The sequence below is a fragment of the Oribacterium sp. P6A1 genome, assembly GCF_000702885.1.
In the GTDB taxonomy this organism is placed as follows: Bacteria; Bacillota; Clostridia; order Lachnospirales; family Lachnospiraceae; genus Oribacterium.
Genome location: NZ_JNKO01000020.1, coordinates 19,799 through 39,333 on the forward strand (window position 1 = coordinate 19,799; position 19,535 = coordinate 39,333).

The 19,535-nt window shown below is 43.1% G+C and carries 15 protein-coding genes; 13 read left to right on the forward strand and 2 right to left on the reverse strand.

What is annotated here, in order from left to right; all coding sequences use genetic code 11:
- The first annotated feature begins 65 nt into the window (after positions 1-65).
- The 9 genes from T515_RS11990 (at position 66) to T515_RS17405 (ending at position 12,086) form a co-directional block, all read left to right on the forward strand.
- Positions 66-1,871 (forward strand): FAD-binding protein, encoded by a 1,806-nt coding sequence (locus T515_RS11990; protein ID WP_036611464.1) that lies wholly within the window; start codon positions 66-68, stop codon positions 1,869-1,871.
- Positions 1,872-2,057: 186 nt separating this feature from the next.
- Positions 2,058-3,056, forward strand: coding sequence for a TrmH family RNA methyltransferase (locus T515_RS11995; protein ID WP_036611467.1), 999 nt, complete (start codon positions 2,058-2,060; stop codon positions 3,054-3,056).
- A 16-nt stretch (positions 3,057-3,072) separates the two neighbouring features.
- Entirely contained in the window at positions 3,073-3,348 is a 276-nt protein-coding gene (locus T515_RS12000; protein WP_036611469.1) for a DUF1292 domain-containing protein, read from the forward strand.
- 48 nt (positions 3,349-3,396) lie between these two features.
- Positions 3,397-4,032: a 4'-phosphopantetheinyl transferase family protein gene (locus tag T515_RS12005; RefSeq protein ID WP_197026442.1), complete on the forward strand. Its 636-nt coding sequence runs from the start codon at positions 3,397-3,399 to the stop codon at positions 4,030-4,032.
- Between the two features lie 56 nt (positions 4,033-4,088).
- The gene (bcp, locus tag T515_RS12010; RefSeq protein ID WP_036611475.1) at positions 4,089-4,544 is read left to right on the forward strand and encodes a thioredoxin-dependent thiol peroxidase; all 456 of its coding nucleotides are present in this window, start codon (positions 4,089-4,091) and stop codon (positions 4,542-4,544) included.
- Between the two features lie 169 nt (positions 4,545-4,713).
- On the forward strand, positions 4,714-5,019 hold the full coding sequence (locus tag T515_RS12015) for a hypothetical protein (protein ID WP_036611477.1): 306 nt from the start codon (positions 4,714-4,716) through the stop codon (positions 5,017-5,019).
- Between the two features lie 284 nt (positions 5,020-5,303).
- Positions 5,304-6,572, forward strand: a complete 1,269-nt coding sequence (locus tag T515_RS12020; protein ID WP_036611480.1) for a hypothetical protein — start codon at positions 5,304-5,306, stop codon at positions 6,570-6,572.
- 747 nt (positions 6,573-7,319) lie between these two features.
- A complete protein-coding gene (locus T515_RS16765) occupies positions 7,320-11,786 on the forward strand; it encodes a hypothetical protein (RefSeq protein WP_051671693.1) in 4,467 nt (1,488 codons plus the stop codon).
- A gap of 156 nt (positions 11,787-11,942) precedes the next feature.
- A complete protein-coding gene (locus T515_RS17405) occupies positions 11,943-12,086 on the forward strand; it encodes an alpha/beta hydrolase fold domain-containing protein (protein ID WP_278245418.1) in 144 nt (47 codons plus the stop codon).
- A 246-nt stretch (positions 12,087-12,332) separates the two neighbouring features.
- On the opposite strand, the gene T515_RS12030 is transcribed toward T515_RS17405, so the two are convergent.
- Together T515_RS12030 and T515_RS12035 are read right to left on the reverse strand one after the other, a co-directional pair.
- Positions 12,333-13,196 carry a YitT family protein gene (locus tag T515_RS12030; protein WP_051671694.1) on the reverse strand — a complete coding sequence of 288 codons (864 nt, stop codon included), beginning with the start codon at positions 13,194-13,196 and terminating at the stop codon, positions 12,333-12,335.
- Positions 13,197-13,290: 94 nt separating this feature from the next.
- Positions 13,291-13,959 (reverse strand): NAD(P)H-hydrate epimerase, encoded by a 669-nt coding sequence (locus T515_RS12035; protein WP_051671695.1) that lies wholly within the window; start codon positions 13,957-13,959, stop codon positions 13,291-13,293.
- 255 nt (positions 13,960-14,214) lie between these two features.
- On the opposite strand from T515_RS12035, the gene T515_RS12040 reads away from it, so the two are divergent.
- From T515_RS12040 to T515_RS12055, 4 genes are all read left to right on the forward strand, one after another.
- Positions 14,215-15,474 (forward strand): 6-phosphofructokinase, encoded by a 1,260-nt coding sequence (locus T515_RS12040; protein WP_036611484.1) that lies wholly within the window; start codon positions 14,215-14,217, stop codon positions 15,472-15,474.
- A gap of 172 nt (positions 15,475-15,646) precedes the next feature.
- Positions 15,647-16,864, forward strand: coding sequence for a haloacid dehalogenase-like hydrolase (locus T515_RS12045; RefSeq protein ID WP_051671696.1), 1,218 nt, complete (start codon positions 15,647-15,649; stop codon positions 16,862-16,864).
- Between the two features lie 199 nt (positions 16,865-17,063).
- Positions 17,064-17,801 carry a hypothetical protein gene (locus T515_RS12050; protein WP_155988372.1) on the forward strand — a complete coding sequence of 246 codons (738 nt, stop codon included), beginning with the start codon at positions 17,064-17,066 and terminating at the stop codon, positions 17,799-17,801.
- A gap of 556 nt (positions 17,802-18,357) precedes the next feature.
- Complete coding sequence (locus T515_RS12055; RefSeq protein ID WP_036611492.1) at positions 18,358-19,437, forward strand: TRAP transporter substrate-binding protein; 1,080 nt, start codon at positions 18,358-18,360, stop codon at positions 19,435-19,437.
- Positions 19,438-19,535 lie beyond the last annotated feature (98 nt).

A 19,535-nucleotide genomic window follows, 5' to 3' on the forward strand; every position in this document is an offset into this window, starting at 1 on the left:
TACCAAAGATGATGCCGTAATCTTATAATTTACTTAAATGTTAAGTGATAGGAGGAACGTGTATCATGTCAAAAAGCTTATCAAGAAGAGAGTTTTTGAAGGGGGCTGCCGCAGGTGCTGCAGGCTTATGCGCAAGTGGTTTTTTAAGTGCATGCGCAGATATAAATGTACCTGAGGCCGAAAGTAAAACATCAGACAGTACAGAAACTGCAGTGGCTGAAACTACCGAAAGTCCGGAAACTACTGCCGCTGCCGCACCTGTTTCCAATTCAGGCGATTATGTATTAAATGCGAAAAATTACAATCAGACAAAGTGGAGCTTCGAGATTCCGCCTGAACCAATCCCTGATTCAGAGATTAAAGAAACCATAGAACATGACATCATCATAATAGGTGCCGGTATGGCCGGTTTGGTAACCATGTGCAGTGCCATGGAAAAAGGTGCCGACTGCTATATGTTCAGTGCCTCAACACGCCCTTATTCCCGTGGCGGAAGTAACCACGCCATCGGCAGTAAATATCAGAAAGCTAAAGGGGTTAAGTACGATCCTGAAATCGCAAGAGAAATTGTCAAGGCTGAGCAAACCGCCGGAACTTACTTCATGGATAAGAAGAAGTGGGAAAGATGGATCAATAATTCTGCCGAATCAATTGACTGGACTATTGATAAGATGGCTGCGAAAGGATTAAAGGCATCCCTGGAGCCGGGATACTGGGATCCGGACGGAACTTTAACAGTACCTCATGCTTCTCATAATTTTTATAATGATGAACAGCCTTTTGGCGCTTTATTCGGAGCCCCGATGCAGGCACAGGCTTATGCCGACACCATCACCGATGATTATCATGGTACCATCGAATATGAAACTGTTGCAAAGTATCTGATTCGTGAAAATAACAATACCGGCAGGGTAAGTGCTGTTGTTGCTCAGAGAAAAGATGGATCATATGTTAAATATGTTGGAAGAAAAGCGATTGTAATGGCTACAGGAGACTTCTCAACCAATCATGATATGATGGCAAAGTATTCCCCCTGGGCGTATGAAATTTTCAAGGATCAGTTAAAGACAGAGACAAACTATGATTCCGGTCTTGACTATGATGGATTGATGCCGGGAGATGGACAGAAGATGGGATTATGGGTTGGAGCTGCATGGCAAAAAACATTCCCAAATGCGCCTATGATCAATGGTGGTGTCAGCGGTCCTGCACATGCTGTTATTTCCAACTTCTGGGGTCTGAATGTAGACATTCATGGAAACAGATTCCAGAATGAAGTTACAAACTTTGCTTATGGTGCTATATCACTGCTTCAGTTACCGGAAAGAACTGCTTATGGTATCTGGGGTGAGAACTATGCCTACACTCAAAAAGAATGGGAGCCTTTTGGCCATTGTATCGATGAGGAAAACGGAATTAAAGCATATACACCTGAGGAATATATCGAGCAGTGGAAATCACGTTACATGCATTCTGATACAATCGAAGGTCTGGTAGATCAGTTTGATATGTCGGAGGAAGATAAGAAAAACTGTATAGAGACCATCAAACGCTATGATCAGTATGCACGTAATGGTTTAGATGAAGAATATCATGTAAATCCTGATGTATTGTATCCGATTGAAGGACCGTACTATGCGTCAAAGAATACAGGTGCAACATTCCTGACTGTCTGCGGCGGTTTAAGAACCAATGAAAAGATGCAGGTATGTGATGCAAATGATAAACCTATTGAGGGCTTATACAATACAGGCATCATGACCGGAGACTTTTATGCAAATACATATAATTTCGTAATGCCGGGACAGAATTTAGGCGCAGTTTGCGGTACCCTGTCTTATCTTCTCGGAAGAGATCTGGCTGAGCTTTGATATCTTAACGAGGCAAATCAACAATATTTAAACTTTAAGGCCATCTACTCATTATGTAGGTGGTCTTTTATGTTATGAGAATGTATAATTTGTAAGAGCTGTTGCATTGGTGGATAAAAAATCCGGAAAAGGCGGCAGCTTTTCTTGATTATATTACGAAAGGGAAAATACCCGGGCTTTATAACTATGAATTTACGCTTTATACCTATATCAGACCTTAAAGATGATAATGTCTCCATCTTTTCACAATACAAAGAAAATCAGCTGGTTCATTACTGCGAGCCTGATCTCGGGATTTTCATAGCAGAAAGTCCCAAGGTTATACAGAGAGCTCTGGACGCAGGCTATGCGCCGCTTTCTTTTCTGGTTGAGGACAAGACCATAGAAAGCAGGGAGGCTTCAGAGCTATGGGATAGACTCGGCAGGATGACATCACAGGATGACATCCCGATCAATGTAGATGATTCGGTAAAAGCGGATTCCGGAAAAGATGTAATGTCAGGGGAATCAGGTTCCGGAGAAGGATGTTCTGTTACGATTAAAAAGGGCGACAATGATTGTTATGTTCCTGTGTATGTCGGAGATATGAAGCTTCTTTCAGAGATCACAGGCTTCAAACTCACAAGAGGCGTGCTATGTGCCATGAAAAGAAGGCCACTTCCGGATGTAAAGGAGCTTTGCAGGGACCTGAGCCGTATAGCTGTTCTCGAAAATGTTGTGAATCCTACCAATGTGGGAGCGATATTCAGATCGGCAGCAGCTCTCAACATAGATGCAGTTCTTCTCACATCCGGCTGCAGTGACCCCTTGTACAGACGTGCGGCAAGAGTCAGCATGGGAACGGTTTTTCAGATTCCGTGGACATATATCTCATCGGACGGGACAAATTCATTCTGGCCTGAAAGTGGAATGCAGCTGCTTAAGGATATGGGTTTCAGGACTGCCGCCATGGCACTTCGTGACAGGTCCGTGAGCATTGATCACCCGGTACTGATGAAGGAACCGAAACTTGCAATCATTCTCGGTACAGAGGGAGAGGGCCTCATGGACGAAACCATAAATGCATGTGACTATGTGGTGAAGATCCCGATGTCCCACGGGGTGGATTCTCTTAATGTTGCTGCCGCCAGTGCAGTGGTGTTCTGGCAGCTTGGTCAAAAGGGCGTGACATGTCATAACAGGTGATAATAAGGAGTTTAATATGGAATTTAGAGGAAAGAAAATTGATGATCTTATAGTTAATCTGGAATTTGCTGATGGTACTTCAGCGGAGTATGGTGTACACAAGTACTTCTGTTTTAAAGGAAAGGAGTACTTTGCCATGCTTCCACTGATCGGAAAGAATCAGCTTGATCATACAAAAAAGTGCGTATTGTATGAGGTTCAGGAGGATGCTGAAAAAAATCCTGTCGTCGTATATATCGAAGATGACGGTGAATATGAAAGGGCAGCGAATTACTATTCGACACTGGCATAAATCATTAAAACGAAGATGATATATGTATTTGGCAATGATTTTAAAAATTTGAATATACCACTTGAAGAAATGCTGCCGCTTCTTGATGAGGAAAGACAGAATAAGACCCTGAGATACAGATTCTATAAAGACAGAGCGCTGTGTGCACTTTCGTATATTCTTTTGAGATACGCCTTGAAGCAGGAATACGGAATTGAAGGTAAGCCGAAATTCATATATTCAGAGTACGGAAAGCCATGCATTTGCGGCTCTGACATAAGCTTCAGCATATCCCATTGTGATACAGCGATAGCCTGTATTGTTGACAGAAAAAATGTTGGTATCGATGTTCAGAATTTTTCATCGTCACTTAAGGATGTGAAGAACAGATTTCTGACAAAAAAAGAGTCGGCAGAAATTGAGAAAATAGAGAATGAAGATGACGCGGTAAAAGCATTGGCACAAAAGTGGAGCCTGAAGGAGGCATACGGAAAATACAAGGGTGTGGGGCTCAACTATCATTTTTCGGAAAAGGATTTTTCAGAGATAGAGAGTGACGGGGTCTGGAGAAAGAAGGAAGGACTCAGATGTATGTCACGTACCTTTGAAAGCTTTGCACTGGCAGTGTTTTCTGAGAGCGAGATGGATATGAGGGAGGTCAGTCTTTTATATGAGCATGATGAACTTCTGTATCTTCATGCTTGATTTAAAGCTGAATAAAATAAATATAAGGTATTAATACAATTGCAGAGAGGTGAAATATGCTGGAGATCGGAACAAAAGCACCGGAGTTCACATTGCCGGATCAGAACGGTGAGATGCGTTCATTATCGGATTACAGGGGACAAAAAGTGATACTCTATTTTTACCCCAAGGACATGACATCGGGATGCACAAAGCAGGCCTGTGCCTTCTCGGAACTGTACCCTCAGTTCAGGGAAAAAGGAGCGGTTGTGCTGGGAGTAAGCAAGGATTCTGTGGCTTCTCATAAAAAGTTTGAGGAGAAATACGGTTTGCCCTTCACGCTTCTTTCGGATACCGAATTAAAAGTTATTCAGGCCTATGACGTATGGAAAGAAAAGAAAAATTACGGTAAGACATATATGGGCATAGTACGTTCCACTTATCTTATAAACGAAGAGGGAATCATCGAAAAAACCTTTGACAAGGTCAAGGCTGCGGAGAATCCCATGCAGATGTTCAAGGTTCTGGGTTAGTGAAAAAAGTATTCTTATATCGTGACAGATAATGTAACCTTTGTGAAGGCTGCAAAATAATCATAAATTTCAAGTGTTTTCATAATCTGCGGATAATATTTTGACTTGCTCATATACCTTGCCTCTGCTAATATACCCCGAGCAGAAATGGAAGGTAATTGATTGGTTTATGGGAAGAGAATCTGAAAGAAAATGCGATACATGTAGATACTGTGCCAGTGATTACAGAGGCAGTTACTGTGGATGCATGGAGAATTCCGAATATGGATTATATTCAATTTACGGCTGGTGTGAGCATTATGAATGTGATGTACAGTTTGGCGGATCAGACACAACAAGTCTTCGTAAAGAGTTCTTCCTTAACGATATGAGCATAACTTTTAATCATTCAATGACTCATCAGGAAATGAAGACCTTGTTTGAAAAAGCACTGAAGGACATTGGGGTTATAAACCAAAAGGGCTATCCGGCATAAATAAACAGTCAGGTAAACACTCATACCGGTATAGGCATTGCAATAAGTATAAAAAAGAAAACAGTCGGTTCACTGTACCGGCCTCCAGGCATTGGATTTTAGTCTGATTCCGGGGGTCAGTTCACACAGTGAACCGGCTGCTTTTTTGTTGATACAATGATGGGTTCCACACTCCGGTCTGCATAAAGTGTCCTTATGTGTTCTCTGTATCGTCAGGTGAATTTGAAAACCATGTGTAAACCATGTAAAATACAGGCTGACTATTTTTTCGGAAGGTTTATTCCATGATACTGATCATTATATTCGTTATACTAATCATCATTCTTATTGCAGAGATATTCCGCTATAACAGGATAAAGGCCAATGCTTTCAGCGAGGCTGAGGTGACAAGGGCTGCAGAGGAGCAGGCCCGGAAGATAAAGTACAGTGATCCCATGATCACCTGTCAGTACTGCGGAGCAAAGATCGACACAAGTATCGACAAGCTGTGCAGACAGTGCGGAGGTCCCTACGATGATAATCCTGAATGGATCACAAGACATGATGTTAAGGAATCCTTCATTGAAGAGGGAACAGCGGCAATCATAGCAAAGCGTGAAAAGAAAGCTCAAAGCGAGACTGAAAGGATCATGAAGCGTATCAAAAAGGAGATTATGGCCATATCCATAATTATGTTCTTCATGATTGCAATGGCAGCCTTTGGTTACTACCTGTACGATCAGCATCGTTATCAGGGTAATGAAAGTGTGAACAGTGACCGGTATCGTAACTTCATCCCTGCGGACTATCAGATACAGGGCGATGGCGTGATATACGATAAAGACGGTGTCAGGATAACAGTCACCGGTGTCTATGTTTCTGAAAGTGCTGACAGTAAGGTTTACGATGATGATCTTCGCTGTACAAAGTTAGGTTTTCATGTGGAGAATAAGCATGGTAAGAATGTAAGCATTGCCATGAAATGCAGTGGAGTGAACGGTATCTTCAAACAGCGAAGCTATATCTATACCTATGATTACTTCAGAAAGAAGGCGGATGTGACCTTTTATGAGGAGTTAAATCATTCACCGAAGGATCCTGTGTCTGAGCTGATCTTTGATTACATCGAAGTTAATTCCATAGACTATGATTACTGCGGACGCATCGATAAGCCTGTCTATCTTCATACGACAGTGGATAAGAAGGACTCAATTGATTTTTTCGACAAGAAAAAGATTTACTCGGCTAATGATATCGAAATATATGCATCCTTTATTCGGGAGAAATATCTCTTCGGATATAAACTATATATCGTTAACAATTCAGATATAGATTTTTCTCTGAACAATCTTGAGCTTAGAATGGATGGAGTTCCTGTAAAAGTTGAGAGGCTGCAGGATGCTCTGCTTCCGAAAGGATATATTTACGAAACAGACCGTATTCGTTCCTACCAGCTGGAGCTTCCCGACATGATAGGTAAGAATTCACAGATATCTGTTTCCTTTGTAGATAATGAAACTCATCTTCGTGACTTCTCCACCGGCTTCATGGACGTGAGTGAGCTGAGTAAATGATAACGCTTCCGGAACAAGGAGTGCTTTTACGGGTCAAGCATATTAAACACAATTTGATAAAAATAAAGGCGACAATGACTCCAATCTTACAGATCTGTAAGACTGGAGTCATATTCATTTAAGGTAGAGCGATTAAGATTGTACATATAAGCGAACAAAGTTTTGAAGGGAGAAATAATTATGGTCGCATTAATCGGTTTTCTGATGATAATCGCAATCGTTGCGCTTCTCTTGAAGGTCAGATAGCAGGTTTTGTTATCAATATCGTACTTGGTGTTCTTCTCGGAATGTATGCCATGAAGCAGGGCGCAGGTGCCGGAAAGGGTACGGCTGTCGAGGTGGATGAAAAGGTAGCAGCAGAGTCAGAGGCGGGGCAATTGAACCCGGTTCAATAATTACACATACAGCCGAAAATGGCCGGATGGGCGGACGTATAATATATGTTCTGTTCAATCGGCCTTTTTTTGAACCGGGAACCCACAAAAATCTGCTTTTTTTGCGGTAAACGTAGTGGTAAACCCATAGCTTTTATTAATGAAAATTAAAATGATAATTTGTTTAGTTTTTTAGGTAACGAAATATTTCGTATTTCTTTGTAAAATTTGTGCAATAGAACTGATTTTTAATAAATGCTATTATAATAACGTTCGTAAATGTAAGTGCTTACATAAAATTTTTAATTATTCTTCCCGGGAAAAAGAAAATTAAAAGCCAAAATCTTAAAGGGTTTACTAAAGGGAGATAGATATGAGAAGAGGGCGTAATTTGGCTTTCAGAAAAGCAGTATCTGTAGCTCTGGCACTGAGTATGACCGCAGGAACTGCATTTACGAATGTGGGTATGCAGGTATATGCCGCAGAGCAGGCAGCAGAGGAGGTATCCGTACAGGGGAACGAAGAAGATAATTCCGGAGATATCAGATCTGCTGAAGAAAAGAACGAAGAGGACGGTAAAAACGAGGGCGATGACCGTAGCTCTGACGAAAAAGAAAGAAATGAAGAGCATTCAGATTCCGTTGATGGTGCAGCATCAACAGACTCCGATTCCGATGATTCTACAGATTCATCAGAGAACAGCGATGACATTGCGAAGTCATCAAAGGAGCAGTCCGGCTCTTCAGATACTTCAAAAGAGCAAAAAGATCCTACTGACTCTGACGATCAGGAAGACATTAAAAAAAGTGATGATCAGCAGGAAGAGAGTAAAGACCGGGATGAGGATTCAGCTTCGGAAAAGGGAAATGTAAAGTCCGAAGTTACGGAAAAAGGAAAAGCAGAGTCCGGAGTTTCGGAGAAGGAACAAACGGCTTCTGAGGAAGTAAAGAATACAGAAAAGACTGATGTCTCAGATGAAAATGAGGATGCCGGAAAAGAGACATTGGAAGAAGACAAAGAAAGTTTTACGGTGGACTCATTGCCTGAAGCGAGTGCTGTTACTGCAGGAATCGTAGAAGAAAAGATTTCAGTGAAGCAGCAGCTCATGGAAAAGAAGTTAGAGGAGCTTTCGGAAAAGGAGATTGATACTCCGAAATATCATAACGATGAAGGAAGTTACGATATAGAAGAAATAACAGTACCGGAGCTTGCCGTAGATGAGGACTCGGTTTCCTTTGTCTGGAAAAAGCCGGAGAACTATAAAGACATTGCGGATTACAAGGTGTATGTGACCGATGAGACTGGTGAGGAAAAGTACCTTGGCACAGCCGAAGAAAATTATGAGAAGTATTCAGACTGGGCAGATACATATCGAAAAGCCTTTTACAAGCATCATGGGGATGCCGTGAAAATAAGCATCCATACTTTCATTGCAGACGGACTTAAACCCGATACTGATTATACATTTACAGTGGTTCCCGTTGATAAATCGGGATCGGAGCTTGGAGGTTCTGCAAGTGTAGATGCTCATACAAAGAAAAAGCTTTCAGATTCGGAAATCCATAATATTACTGATTATGGCGCAAAGTCTGTTGAAAAAGCCTATGAAAGCTACAATGATGAAATAAATGAGGAGATCGTTGAGAATACCAAAGCTATCCAGGCTGCCATAGATGCCTGCGGTGAGGATGAAAAGGTTGTGATTCCCGAAGGAATATATATGTCCGGTGCGCTTTATCTTCACAGCAATATGACATTGGAGCTTGAGGAAGGTGCTGTTCTTAAGGGATCACCAAATGTGGATCATTACGATCAGAACTATATACTTTATCCCTACTCCACAGATACCCGTTCCTGGTCTTTGATCAATGTCTACTCTGCAGACGAAGAACATCCATATGAGAACATCAGAATTGTGGGTGAAGGAACCATCGACGGTAATGGCTGGACAAGCATCAAAAAGGACAACAAACACCCGGAGGATCCTGAGGGGCAGGATTATAGAAGCCCTCAGTACTATGCAGGAGGAAACAGTAAGGTAGTGGGCGACGGTCAGGGAATACTTGCAAAGGATGCTACCAAAAAGGCCGCAGCAGCAAGAGGTGAAAATATAAACAATCCATCTAAAATTGCTTACAATACCCGTCCTTCACTGGTTATGATCCGCGGAACAAAGAACTTTTACATGGAAGGAGTAACCCTTGCAAATCCCGCATACCATACACTTGCTGTACTTGACAGTGACACGGTAACAACCAACAACGTAAAGTATCTTACTTACGATTGCAACAACGGTGACGGAATCGAGATAGGCAACACTCAGAATGCCATGGTCTACAACTGTTTCTTTGATACCGGTGATGACGCGGTAAACTTTGCGACCGGTATGGGTAAGGCTACAGAGGATACACAGCAGCAGTCCTCAAGCCATATCTGGACCTTTGACAATGTTTTCCGTGAGTGTCATGGCGGTGCCATTGCTGCAGGAAGCCATACAGGTGCAGGAATAAGCGATATGCTGGTAGAGGATAATGTCCTGAATTATGCTGATATGCCCTTCCGTTTCAAGTCGGCGCCGGCAAATGGCGGAAGCATCCATGATGTGCTCATACGTGACTGTGCAGTTGCCAATGCAGACCAGCTCTTTGTTATGACCACCATGTACAGTGATTCAAACGGAGTATCTGATACAGAGACTGCAGACAAGCCTGCTGAGTTTTATAACATTGATGCTTACAATATTTCCTGCGATAAAACATCCAAGAATGCCTTCAGTCTTATTGCAGATATAGATGCCAATGATCCTTCAAAGCCGGAACACCATCATCACGACCTGTATTTTCAGGATATCACAGTGAAGAATTCGGCGGAATTCGTAGATAAAGATGAAGATAAAAATGGCAAAATAAAATATAGAAGCGTTGACAAGATTGCCGGAGATGTTCTGGATGGTATAGAGAATGCGGTCTTTTATAATGTTAAGATAAAGCACAGTGACGGAAGCGATGCATGGAACAAGATCGTTAATTGCAGAGACCTGCACTTTGTTAACAGCACAGAATCAGCTCAGACTAAAAATGCCGAAACAAAGCCGGAATGGGCTGAAGATGCAGAGTTAAAGATTGCAACAGGATCTGAACTCGTAAAGAAGAGTGACAAGAAAAATGAAATTGCCACCGGATCTGAGCTTGACAGAGAAAGCGAAGATGACGGGGATGAAAACGGATCTGTTGCCAGAACAGAGGAAAGCGACGGATACAGTCTGAAGCTTAATTTTTCAAAGGCAGAGGATAAGGATCTTGCCGGAAATGAAATGAAAGTCAAGTACAGTGTTGAAACCTATGTGGACGGTGGAGAGACACTTGTTGACGTAAGTAAGCTCACTGACAAGACAGAGATAACCGTAGACAAACTTTCTGCGGGAGTAGAATATCTATTTAAGGTATTTGCCTTTGATGAAACCGGAAATAAGGTTGAAGGACCGTCATTAACATATTTGGAGGATGCTTTAGGCACAGAGCTTAAGAAACCGGAAAACCTCGTGATGTCAGAGCTCAAGGGAGAGGTATATACATCGGTTCCTGTAAAACTTGCAGATGCAAGAAAGGCAGACAAGAGAATCCGTGGCTATAAGATCTATGTGGACGGCGAGCTGGAAAAGACATACTACTATTACCAGCTTGGAAGTTCAAAGTTTAAAGAGAACAATGTCACTCTTATCGTGGACCGTCTGACTGACGGTGTTGTGGACGAAGCAGCAAACCGCAAGGAAAACAGTATCAGAATCGCAGCATTTGCGGATGACGGACAGGAATTCGATTATGAGGAAGGCGTCAGCACCACATGGCAGATGTATGATTTTAAGGCACCTGTATGGAGTTCATCGGAGCTTGATGTTGTAAGAGACGGAAATGATCTGGTACTCAGCTGGGATCCGGCGGAAGACGAGAGCGGTATCCTCGGATATCGTGTATATGTTGACGGAAAGCCGGTCTATAACGGACATGGTGATTATTTCAATCATGTAAACGGAGCTTATACAACAGAAGATACCACATTCAGAATTTCGGGACTCGATCTTGAAAAGGAGCATGTTTTTGATATCACTGCCGGAGATAACTGGTGGAGAGCATTGAAGAATGAGGCACCGTACCACTGGACTGTGGCAGTCTGTGAAGGTGAGTGGAAGGTAACACCAAAGGAGGATCCGAAGCCTGAAGATAAGAAGGATTCCGATGCTGAAAAGAATGATGCTTCACATGAAGAAGGAAAGCCTGAAAAGAACGATACATCAAAGGATGATGTGAAGAAGGAAGGCACATCTGAGTCTTCGGACAAAAAGAGCAATGATGCTTCAAAGAATGACAGCAGAAGCAGGGCAACAGGAAGTTCCGGAAGCCGTAGTTCAGATTCCGATTCGGATGACGGAGGAAGCGGCTCAGGTTCACAGGCCGGTCAGGTTCTCGGTGCCAACAGAATTGATGCAAGCACCATGGGATTCTGGTCTATGGATGAAAAGGGATGGAAATTCTCTTCCGTAAACAGTGAGACAGCTGTAAACAAGTGGAAGCAGTGTGAATTCAACGGAACTGTTCAGTGGTATCGTTTCGACAAGGATGGATATATTATGAGCGGCTGGTTCACGGATTCGGATAATAACATTTATTATCTTTGCCCTCTCCATGACGGACGTTTCGGTCAGATGCTCACAGGCTGGCAGACCATCGATGGAAAGGAGTATTACTTCGAAACAGAAGGTGATAAGGTCGGACGTATCTACGCCAATGAAAGAACACCGGATGGTCATTATGTAGGGGCTGATGGTGTGAAGATCAGGTGACTTGAAATAAACCGAAAATACAGTTATCGTATCGGATCAATATGTCGATAGCAAAAATGTGCGGGGATACAGCAACAGTCTGATTCAGTATCTCCGCACATTTTTGAGATTTAAGGAGGCGTTGATCTGATAGTACCGTTATACAAAAAATACTGTGTGGAGCACCCTGAAAAGAAGATCATCATGATGGGAGATTCCGCAGGAGGCGGTTTGTCTCTTGCCCTGACGGAGTATTTTAAGACGGAATCAATCCGTCAGCCTGATGAACTTGTACTCTTCTCTCCATTTGGGAACAGATGAGATTTTCTCCCTCTGAACAGATTCTCACAGCCTCTCCGCCTGAAAGTGTATAATTCCATCCTGTTTCATAAAGCTTGATGAACATGTTTCATGACATGACGGGTAAAGAAAAAGCCTGTGCCCTCGGGGAGTTACCGGGGCATAGGCTTTCTTTATACATTATATTTCTTTATGATTTGTTTTTTTGACTTAAGTCTACGGGCTCGGGCATTCCTTATGATCTAAGCAGGGGAAGGCCCGGGTCTTTTAGTCTTTTAGCGTCAGCTTCACATGTTTTCCTATGATTTCTTCTATGCTGCTGACGGTTACAAAGCAGTTGTAATTTGAAAGAATCTCTCTCAGCTGGCGGAGTTCATATCTGCTTATGACCACATAGAGCGCTTTATTATCTCCGCCAATGAATCCTTCGGTGTTCCATATCGTACAGGTTCGGCCAAGCTCGGCATATATCCTGTTTTTTATAGCGTCCACGTCATCATGAGTGAATATAAGACATCCGCGTTCGGCGTCGAATCCTTCTTCCACCTTCGTCATAACAACAGATACCAGCACGTAGGTGAGTATGGAATAAAGACCATTGTTCCAGCCGTAAAGGAAACCGATTATCAGGTAAAGAAAGATATTGAAAAACAGCACCTGACGACCGATGGGGAGATGAATCTTCGGACTGAGGATAGAGGCAACGATTTCCGTTCCGTCCAGGCAGCCGCCGTATCTTAGTATGATTCCCACACCGACTCCCAAAATCAGTCCTCCGAAGGTGACTGCCAGGAGATGGTCCTTAGTGACTGCAGGGGTGGTTTCAAAAAATCCAACTGCCACGGCAAATACAGTCATGGCATAAATCGCACGCACAACAAAGGCTGTACCTCTTTTCTTCCAGCCAAGTATCAGAAACGGAGCATTGAGAAGCCAGGTCATGATACTGAGTTTGAATCCCGTGAAATTGGCAGCTATCATGGAAACACCGACTATACCGCCGTCGAAGATTTTGTTGGGAGCCAGGAACTCTTCGATGGAAAAGGCTGCTGTGATGGCACCTATGGTCAGCATTATGAAGCATAAGATATCATATAAGTACGGTTTGCTTTTGAGTTTTTGTTTCGGCATCTAAGGTACTCCCTTCCTTCAAAACCTATGATAGTTCAGTATTATTTTTCGAGGTATCTTTATAGAGGCATAAGTAAATGGGCCGTTTTCTGCTTCAGCCGGCGACCCCGGCTCTCTCGTATGCCTCATCCGGTATTCCTATATCTTCAACGAAAATCTTTCCGCTGTATTCCTTTCCGGTGCCGGTCACGAGGCCCGTTTTGTTTCTTCCGAAAGTGATGGTCACGTCAGCTTTTATCCCGGCTCCCATGAGCTCGCCGGAATCTGTATCGATGCCTGAAGGGGCATCGATTGCTATGGTGAAGCCGTGGCTGTGAGCATTGACCTCATTCATAAAGCTCCTGTATATGCCGGTGACCTCCCGGTGCAGACCTATTCCGAAAATGCCGTCTATGCAAATGTCTGAGTCCGGGAGGGAATCGCCCTCCCTGTAGATCACTGCTCTTCCCAGAAGCTGCTGATAGTGGAACATCTGATACAGAAACTCCCAGCTTGCTTTTTCGATGCTTCCCACTACCCATACAACCGGATCATAGCCGGTTTCCTTCAACATTCTGGCCACGGCCACAGCATCGGCCCCGTTGTTTCCGACTCCCGCCAGAACAAGGATGCGGGCCTCCCGCTCATAGGTATAGTGCCTGTTTACATAAATAGCCACTTTAGAACTTGCAGTCTCCATAAGCTCAAGAGATTTGAAACCCATTTCCTGCATTGCTATCTGATCTGCCTTCTTTGCGACAGTTCCGGTGATTATTTCGGACATATTTCCTCCGTTTGTCATGAATAGATTTTATCATATGATGTGCTTGCCAAAAGTCGATATAGGACCGGTTCGAGTTCTTTCCAATGATGTGCTGGCACAAGTGCGAGACAGACTTATGACACTTATGTCATATCATAAAATCGCCTAATCCACAAATTTATCAAAAAAACATATAAATCCTCTTAAATTTATGTTCACATTGATTATGTAATGGTATAATAGATACCAGTTAGACATTTAAGGAGGGGTACTATTATGGGCAAAAGAGAGAAGCGTAATGTCATTGTAGGTCAGTCCGGAGGACCAACAGCAGCCATCAACTCATCACTGGCAGGTGTGTTCCGAACTGCAAAGGACAGAGGCTACAATAAGGTGTACGGAATGCTTCATGGTGTGCAGGGACTGCTGGAAGGTCGGTATATCGATCTCTCAGAGCATATCCGGACAGGTCTTGATGCGGAACTTTTGAAGAGAACACCATCGGCGTATCTCGGTTCATGCCGCTACAAACTTCCAAACATCAGTGAAGATAAGGGAGTTTATGAGAAGATATTCCAGATTCTTGATGAACTTGAAATCGACTGCTTTATCTACATCGGTGGCAATGATTCCATGGATACCATCAAGAAGCTTTCGGATTACGCTATCATAACAGGCTCAGAGATTCGTTTTGTCGGATGTCCGAAGACCATTGATAATGACCTTGCATTAACTGATCACACACCGGGATATGGATCGGCTGCAAAGTATATCGGTACATCTGTAAAGGAAATCATCAGAGACGGATGGAGTCTTGAGACCAAGAACGGTCAGATAATCGTGGTTGAGATCATGGGACGTAATGCAGGATGGCTTACCGGTGCAGCAGCTCTTTCAAAGGGTGAGGACTGTGACGGCCCCGATGCTATCTATCTTCCGGAACTGGATTTTGATGTAGATGTTTTCGTTGACAGATGCAAGGCCCTTTTACAGAAGAAAAGATCCGTTGTTATTGCGGTTTCAGAAGGAATTCATACAAAGGACGGAACATATATCAGCGAACTTGGAAACACAACTGAATATGTAGATGCATTTGGACACAAACAGCTTACAGGAACCGCCAGATATCTCTGCACAGTGCTTTCCAAGGAGATAGGATGCAAGACCAGATCCATAGAGCTTTCCACACTCCAGAGAGCAGCAAGCCACTGCGCTTCACGTGTTGACATACTTGAGGCATACGAGGTTGGCGGTGCAGCCATGAAGGCAGCAGATGAAGGGGACAGCGGACAGATGGTTGTTATCAAGAGACTTTCAGATGACCCTTATCAGGCCGGAACGGAGGTTAAGGACGTACATAAGATCGCAAACGATGAACGTCTGGTTCCGAGAGAGTGGATAACAGAGGACGGAACTTATGTAACCAATGAGTTTATCACTTATGTAAGACCGCTTATTCAGGGTGATGTTGCTCCAATCATGGTTGACGGTATTCCGAGACATCTTTTCGTACCGGGATATCAGGAACTGCTTTGATTCCTATCTTATTTCAATTATAATAAAAGAGGTTCATATCATTTGATATGAACCTTTTTTTCTTATGAAGCGGTTTAAACTATCCAAACATTATTAATTTATTTTTAGTGGACGACATATTTTTGGAACCGGATTTTATATGTCGATTGTGAATTAAAAAGGAGTAAGGGAATTGAATAAAAGACAAGTATCTGAAGTATGGAGATATATTGCGGTTATTCTTATTGCAGTGACGGTGGCACTTTGCGTTGCACTATTTACAGTCATTAATACAAAGATCAATCTGGCCAGAGAGGAAGCGGCAGTGGCAGCTGCCGAGACTGTTGCCGAGACCGCTGCTGAAACTGTCCCGGCGGAGGAACCTGAAACAGATGAAATTCCCGTCGTAGATATTTCGGGTAAGGCTATGCTCGGATATTGGGCGGATTCCGCTCCGTTAAAGCAGCAGCTCATTTCCTACGTTGAAAGAGTTACAGATGAAAACAGCACGAGCTTTATTCCTGTGGAGAGACGTATAGCTGTTTTTGATATGGACGGAACACTTTTCTGTGAGACTGATCCTATTTATTTCGTTCATACCTTGATGATGCATCGCATTTTGGATGATGAGGGGTATAAAGAAAGAGCCACAAAGCTGGAAAAGCAGACGGCGGAGAAACTCCGTAAGCAGCTCGAGGCGGGTGCAGTGTCTGAGGATCTGGAAAATGATATAAACAAGTGTGTGGCATCGGCTTTTTCTGATATCACTACGGAAGAATTCTATGATTATATCAAGGCTTATAAAACTCTTCCTATGCCCGGGTATGAAGGGATGCTTCGGGGAGATGCATGGTATCAGCCTATGATACAGGTTGTAAATTATCTGGAGGCCAATGACTTTACCGTTTACATAGTCACAGGGACGGACAGAATCATAGCAAGAGGCCTTGTACATGATTCACAGCTTGATATTCCGGATTCACATATAATCGGTTCTGACAGAACCATGCGTGCCAGCGGACAGGGAGATAAAGATGCACTGGCATATACATACACAAAAGAAGACAGGCTCATAACCGGATCCGAGACTGTAAGCATTGATGTGAAGATGAATAAGGTAGTGGCTATTTCAAGAGAAATCGGGCTCCAGCCTGTTCTTTCCTTCGGAAACAGCTCGGGTGATTTCAGCATGGCTGAATATGTTGTAACTGGAAACCCCTATGAAAGTCTCGCCTTTATGCTTTGCTGTGATGATCTGGAACGGGAAAACGGAAATATGGAAAAAGCGGAAAATATGAGCGAAATGTGCAGGGAGCATAACTGGATTCCTGTTTCCATGAAGAACGACTGGACAACGATTTACGGTGAAGGAGTTACGAAGAAGATAACTGAAGTGGAAGCGGCAGGCTGATGTCCTGCAGATTGTCTCGCACCAATGCGTGCTCCGTAAATTTTCGACAATTCTTTTGATGTCTGCATCGTAATAAAGAATGACAGATCCTTTGGGTGATGGTAATATGTAAATGTTTCTGATGAGGGGCAGCAGCTGCCCCTCATTTCCTATGAAACAGATTAAATATGTGAACAATAAAGCAGGAGTGTATCCCGATATGAATATTGATTTTAGCTTCAATACTGTATTTCCTTTGATCATGGCTATATTTCTCATCTTTCTGGTGCCGGTAATGGCTTCAAGACAGGGCATGAGTTATCGTGAATATGTGTTGTCTCTGTTTACCGGCAGGAAGAAGAGATATGATGCTTTGGAGGAAGAGAAAAGGATAAGGAGTGGAGAAAAAAGAAAAGAGAGGCATCTTTTTAACGGTAAACCCAATGAAATGATGCAGCTTCTTTCAACGCTTATGATCTTTGCCAGAAGAAACAAGCTTGGACTGGTGTATCCGGGAACAATTGATAATGACGGAAAGATCGCCTCCATCATGTGCTTTGTAGTGACCCGTTCCAGGGTGTACGGAATTAACTGTTTTGGATATGCCGGTGTTATAAAGGAAGGAACCGGCAGCAAAAACTGGAATCAGCATATCAACTATCAGGATGTTTCCATTCAGAGTCCTGTAAAAATGGACGAAGAACAGTACAGGCTGGTACGTGACAGTATGGACAGGGTAGGAATGAAGGATGTTCCACTGGAGATCCTGGGAGTATTCACCAGCAGGGATGCGGTTCTCAATAATCCGGCTACCCGGGATAAGGTGATGACTGTAAAGGGACTTTTGGAGTATCTGAGGGGTGCTATAAAGGATGAGGAGGAAAAGTTTGATGCCTTTACTGTGGCGAAACAGATAAAGGAACTTGTTAAAGAGATAAAGCCATCAAAGAGAAGATAATGTTTACACCCGGCGGCATTCGCACGTCTATTGGATTAAGAGAGTGATATAAAGACCGCCTTCGGAAAAATAAATAGTGGAAGTTGAAAAGAAAGAACTCTGACCAGAGAAGTCAGGGTTCTTTTTTTCGTGATAAGGCTGCCACGCGTGTATTGTGCTTGTACAAAATGTCACAAGGCATGTGACGGCCAACGCGGAATCGCGTATAGAGTGCTTTTGAGCACACAATTGGTATACATAATTGTTGATATTTATACAATCATTCAATTAATTAATCATTAGTCTCAAAATAGTTGATTAATACTGACATTATAACTTTTGTGAATACCAGATTTAGGCACAGCGGGATGTAAATTATACAAAACGATTTGACGTTATGCGGATTGACAAAGTTATAACGCACAACACAAAAGACTATGCAAAAGATAATAATATAAAATTTGCACAAAAAATATTGACACAGGGAGGACACAGAAGGATAATATATCTAGTATACATTTGCGGCGAGTTTTCGAGATAATAAGCCGTAGAAATTCAAACCCAAAGGGAGGTTATTATGAAAAAGAGATTAACAGCACTCGTTTTGAGCGCCCTTATGGCAGCTTCACTTGCAGCCTGCGGCGGATCAAGCACCACAAACACAACAGCAGCACCTCAAGAGACCAAGGCTCAGGATGCCAAGGCAGCAGAGACACAGGCTCCGGCTGAAAAGACATCCACAGATACATCCAAGGCAGAATATACACTGACACTTGGCCATATCAATGCAGAGTCGGATTCATGGCATCAGGGCGCACTGGCATTCAAAGAGTATGTAGAGGATAAGTCAAACGGCAGAATCGCAGTTGAGATCTATCCGAATTCTCAGCTTGGTTCGGAGGTCGAGATGATCACATCCATTCTTCAGCAGTCAGGATGCGATATTACCTTTACAGGCGAGTCCATGCAGACCTATGAGCCTGATCTCGGAATGATCGGCATGCCATACCTCATCCAGTCTGATGAACAGATGGAGAAGGTTCTTACAGGAGAGCCGGGCAAGCACTTTGAAGAGCTTATGGAAAATGCAGGACTTAAGGTTATCGGCTATTTCACAAGAGGACCAAGATACATCACATCAAACAAGAAGATCGAGAAGCTTTCAGATATGCAGAATCTCCTCATCCGTACTCCTCAGTCACCTATGACTGTTGCAGCTTTTGAGGCTACAGGAGCAAAGCCTACACCTATGGCTCTCAGCGAAGTTTTCACATCTCTTCAGCAGGGTACCATCGAGGCTCAGGAGAATCCTCTTGCCATGATAGAGACACAGTCCTTCTATGAGGTTCAGAAGTATCTTATCAAGACAGCTCACTTAAGAGCATGGGTATACATCGGAATCGGCAAGGCACAGTTTGATGCTCTTCCTGAGGACCTTCAGCAGGTAGTTATGGATGGCGGAAAGCATGCACAGGAAGTTGAGCATGCACTCTTCCTTGAGAATGAGGAGAAGTATGAGAAGCAGTTACAGGAGCAGGGCATGGAGTTCGTTGACGTAGATGTTCAGGAATTTGCAGATGCCATGATCAACGGTGTGCTTCCTACACTTACAGACAGCCAGAAGGCTATCTATGAATCAATTGAAGCACTTAAGTGATCAGGAGAAAATGCAGTCATGCTTCCGATAGGAAGGAACACATGAAACTGCATTGCACCTTAGGAAAGCAGATTCATTTATCAACTGGTTTAAATAAT

What these genes read in the sequence shown, in the direction of transcription:
- T515_RS12030 (WP_051671694.1), bottom strand. Translation starts at nt 13,196, where the DNA reads ATGCCGAAACAAAAACTCAAAAGCAAACCGTACTTATATGATATCTTA.
- T515_RS12040 (WP_036611484.1), top strand. Translation starts at nt 14,215, where the DNA reads ATGGGCAAAAGAGAGAAGCGTAATGTCATTGTAGGTCAGTCCGGAGGA.
- T515_RS16765 (WP_051671693.1), top strand. Translation starts at nt 7,320, where the DNA reads ATGAGAAGAGGGCGTAATTTGGCTTTCAGAAAAGCAGTATCTGTAGCT.
- T515_RS12015 (WP_036611477.1), top strand. Translation starts at nt 4,714, where the DNA reads ATGGGAAGAGAATCTGAAAGAAAATGCGATACATGTAGATACTGTGCC.
- T515_RS11995 (WP_036611467.1), top strand. Translation starts at nt 2,058, where the DNA reads ATGAATTTACGCTTTATACCTATATCAGACCTTAAAGATGATAATGTC.
- T515_RS11990 (WP_036611464.1), top strand. Translation starts at nt 66, where the DNA reads ATGTCAAAAAGCTTATCAAGAAGAGAGTTTTTGAAGGGGGCTGCCGCA.
- T515_RS12000 (WP_036611469.1), top strand. Translation starts at nt 3,073, where the DNA reads ATGGAATTTAGAGGAAAGAAAATTGATGATCTTATAGTTAATCTGGAA.
- T515_RS12020 (WP_036611480.1), top strand. Translation starts at nt 5,304, where the DNA reads ATGATACTGATCATTATATTCGTTATACTAATCATCATTCTTATTGCA.
- T515_RS12050 (WP_155988372.1), top strand. Translation starts at nt 17,064, where the DNA reads ATGAATATTGATTTTAGCTTCAATACTGTATTTCCTTTGATCATGGCT.
- T515_RS12035 (WP_051671695.1), bottom strand. Translation starts at nt 13,959, where the DNA reads ATGTCCGAAATAATCACCGGAACTGTCGCAAAGAAGGCAGATCAGATA.
- bcp (WP_036611475.1), top strand. Translation starts at nt 4,089, where the DNA reads ATGCTGGAGATCGGAACAAAAGCACCGGAGTTCACATTGCCGGATCAG.
- T515_RS12055 (WP_036611492.1), top strand. Translation starts at nt 18,358, where the DNA reads ATGAAAAAGAGATTAACAGCACTCGTTTTGAGCGCCCTTATGGCAGCT.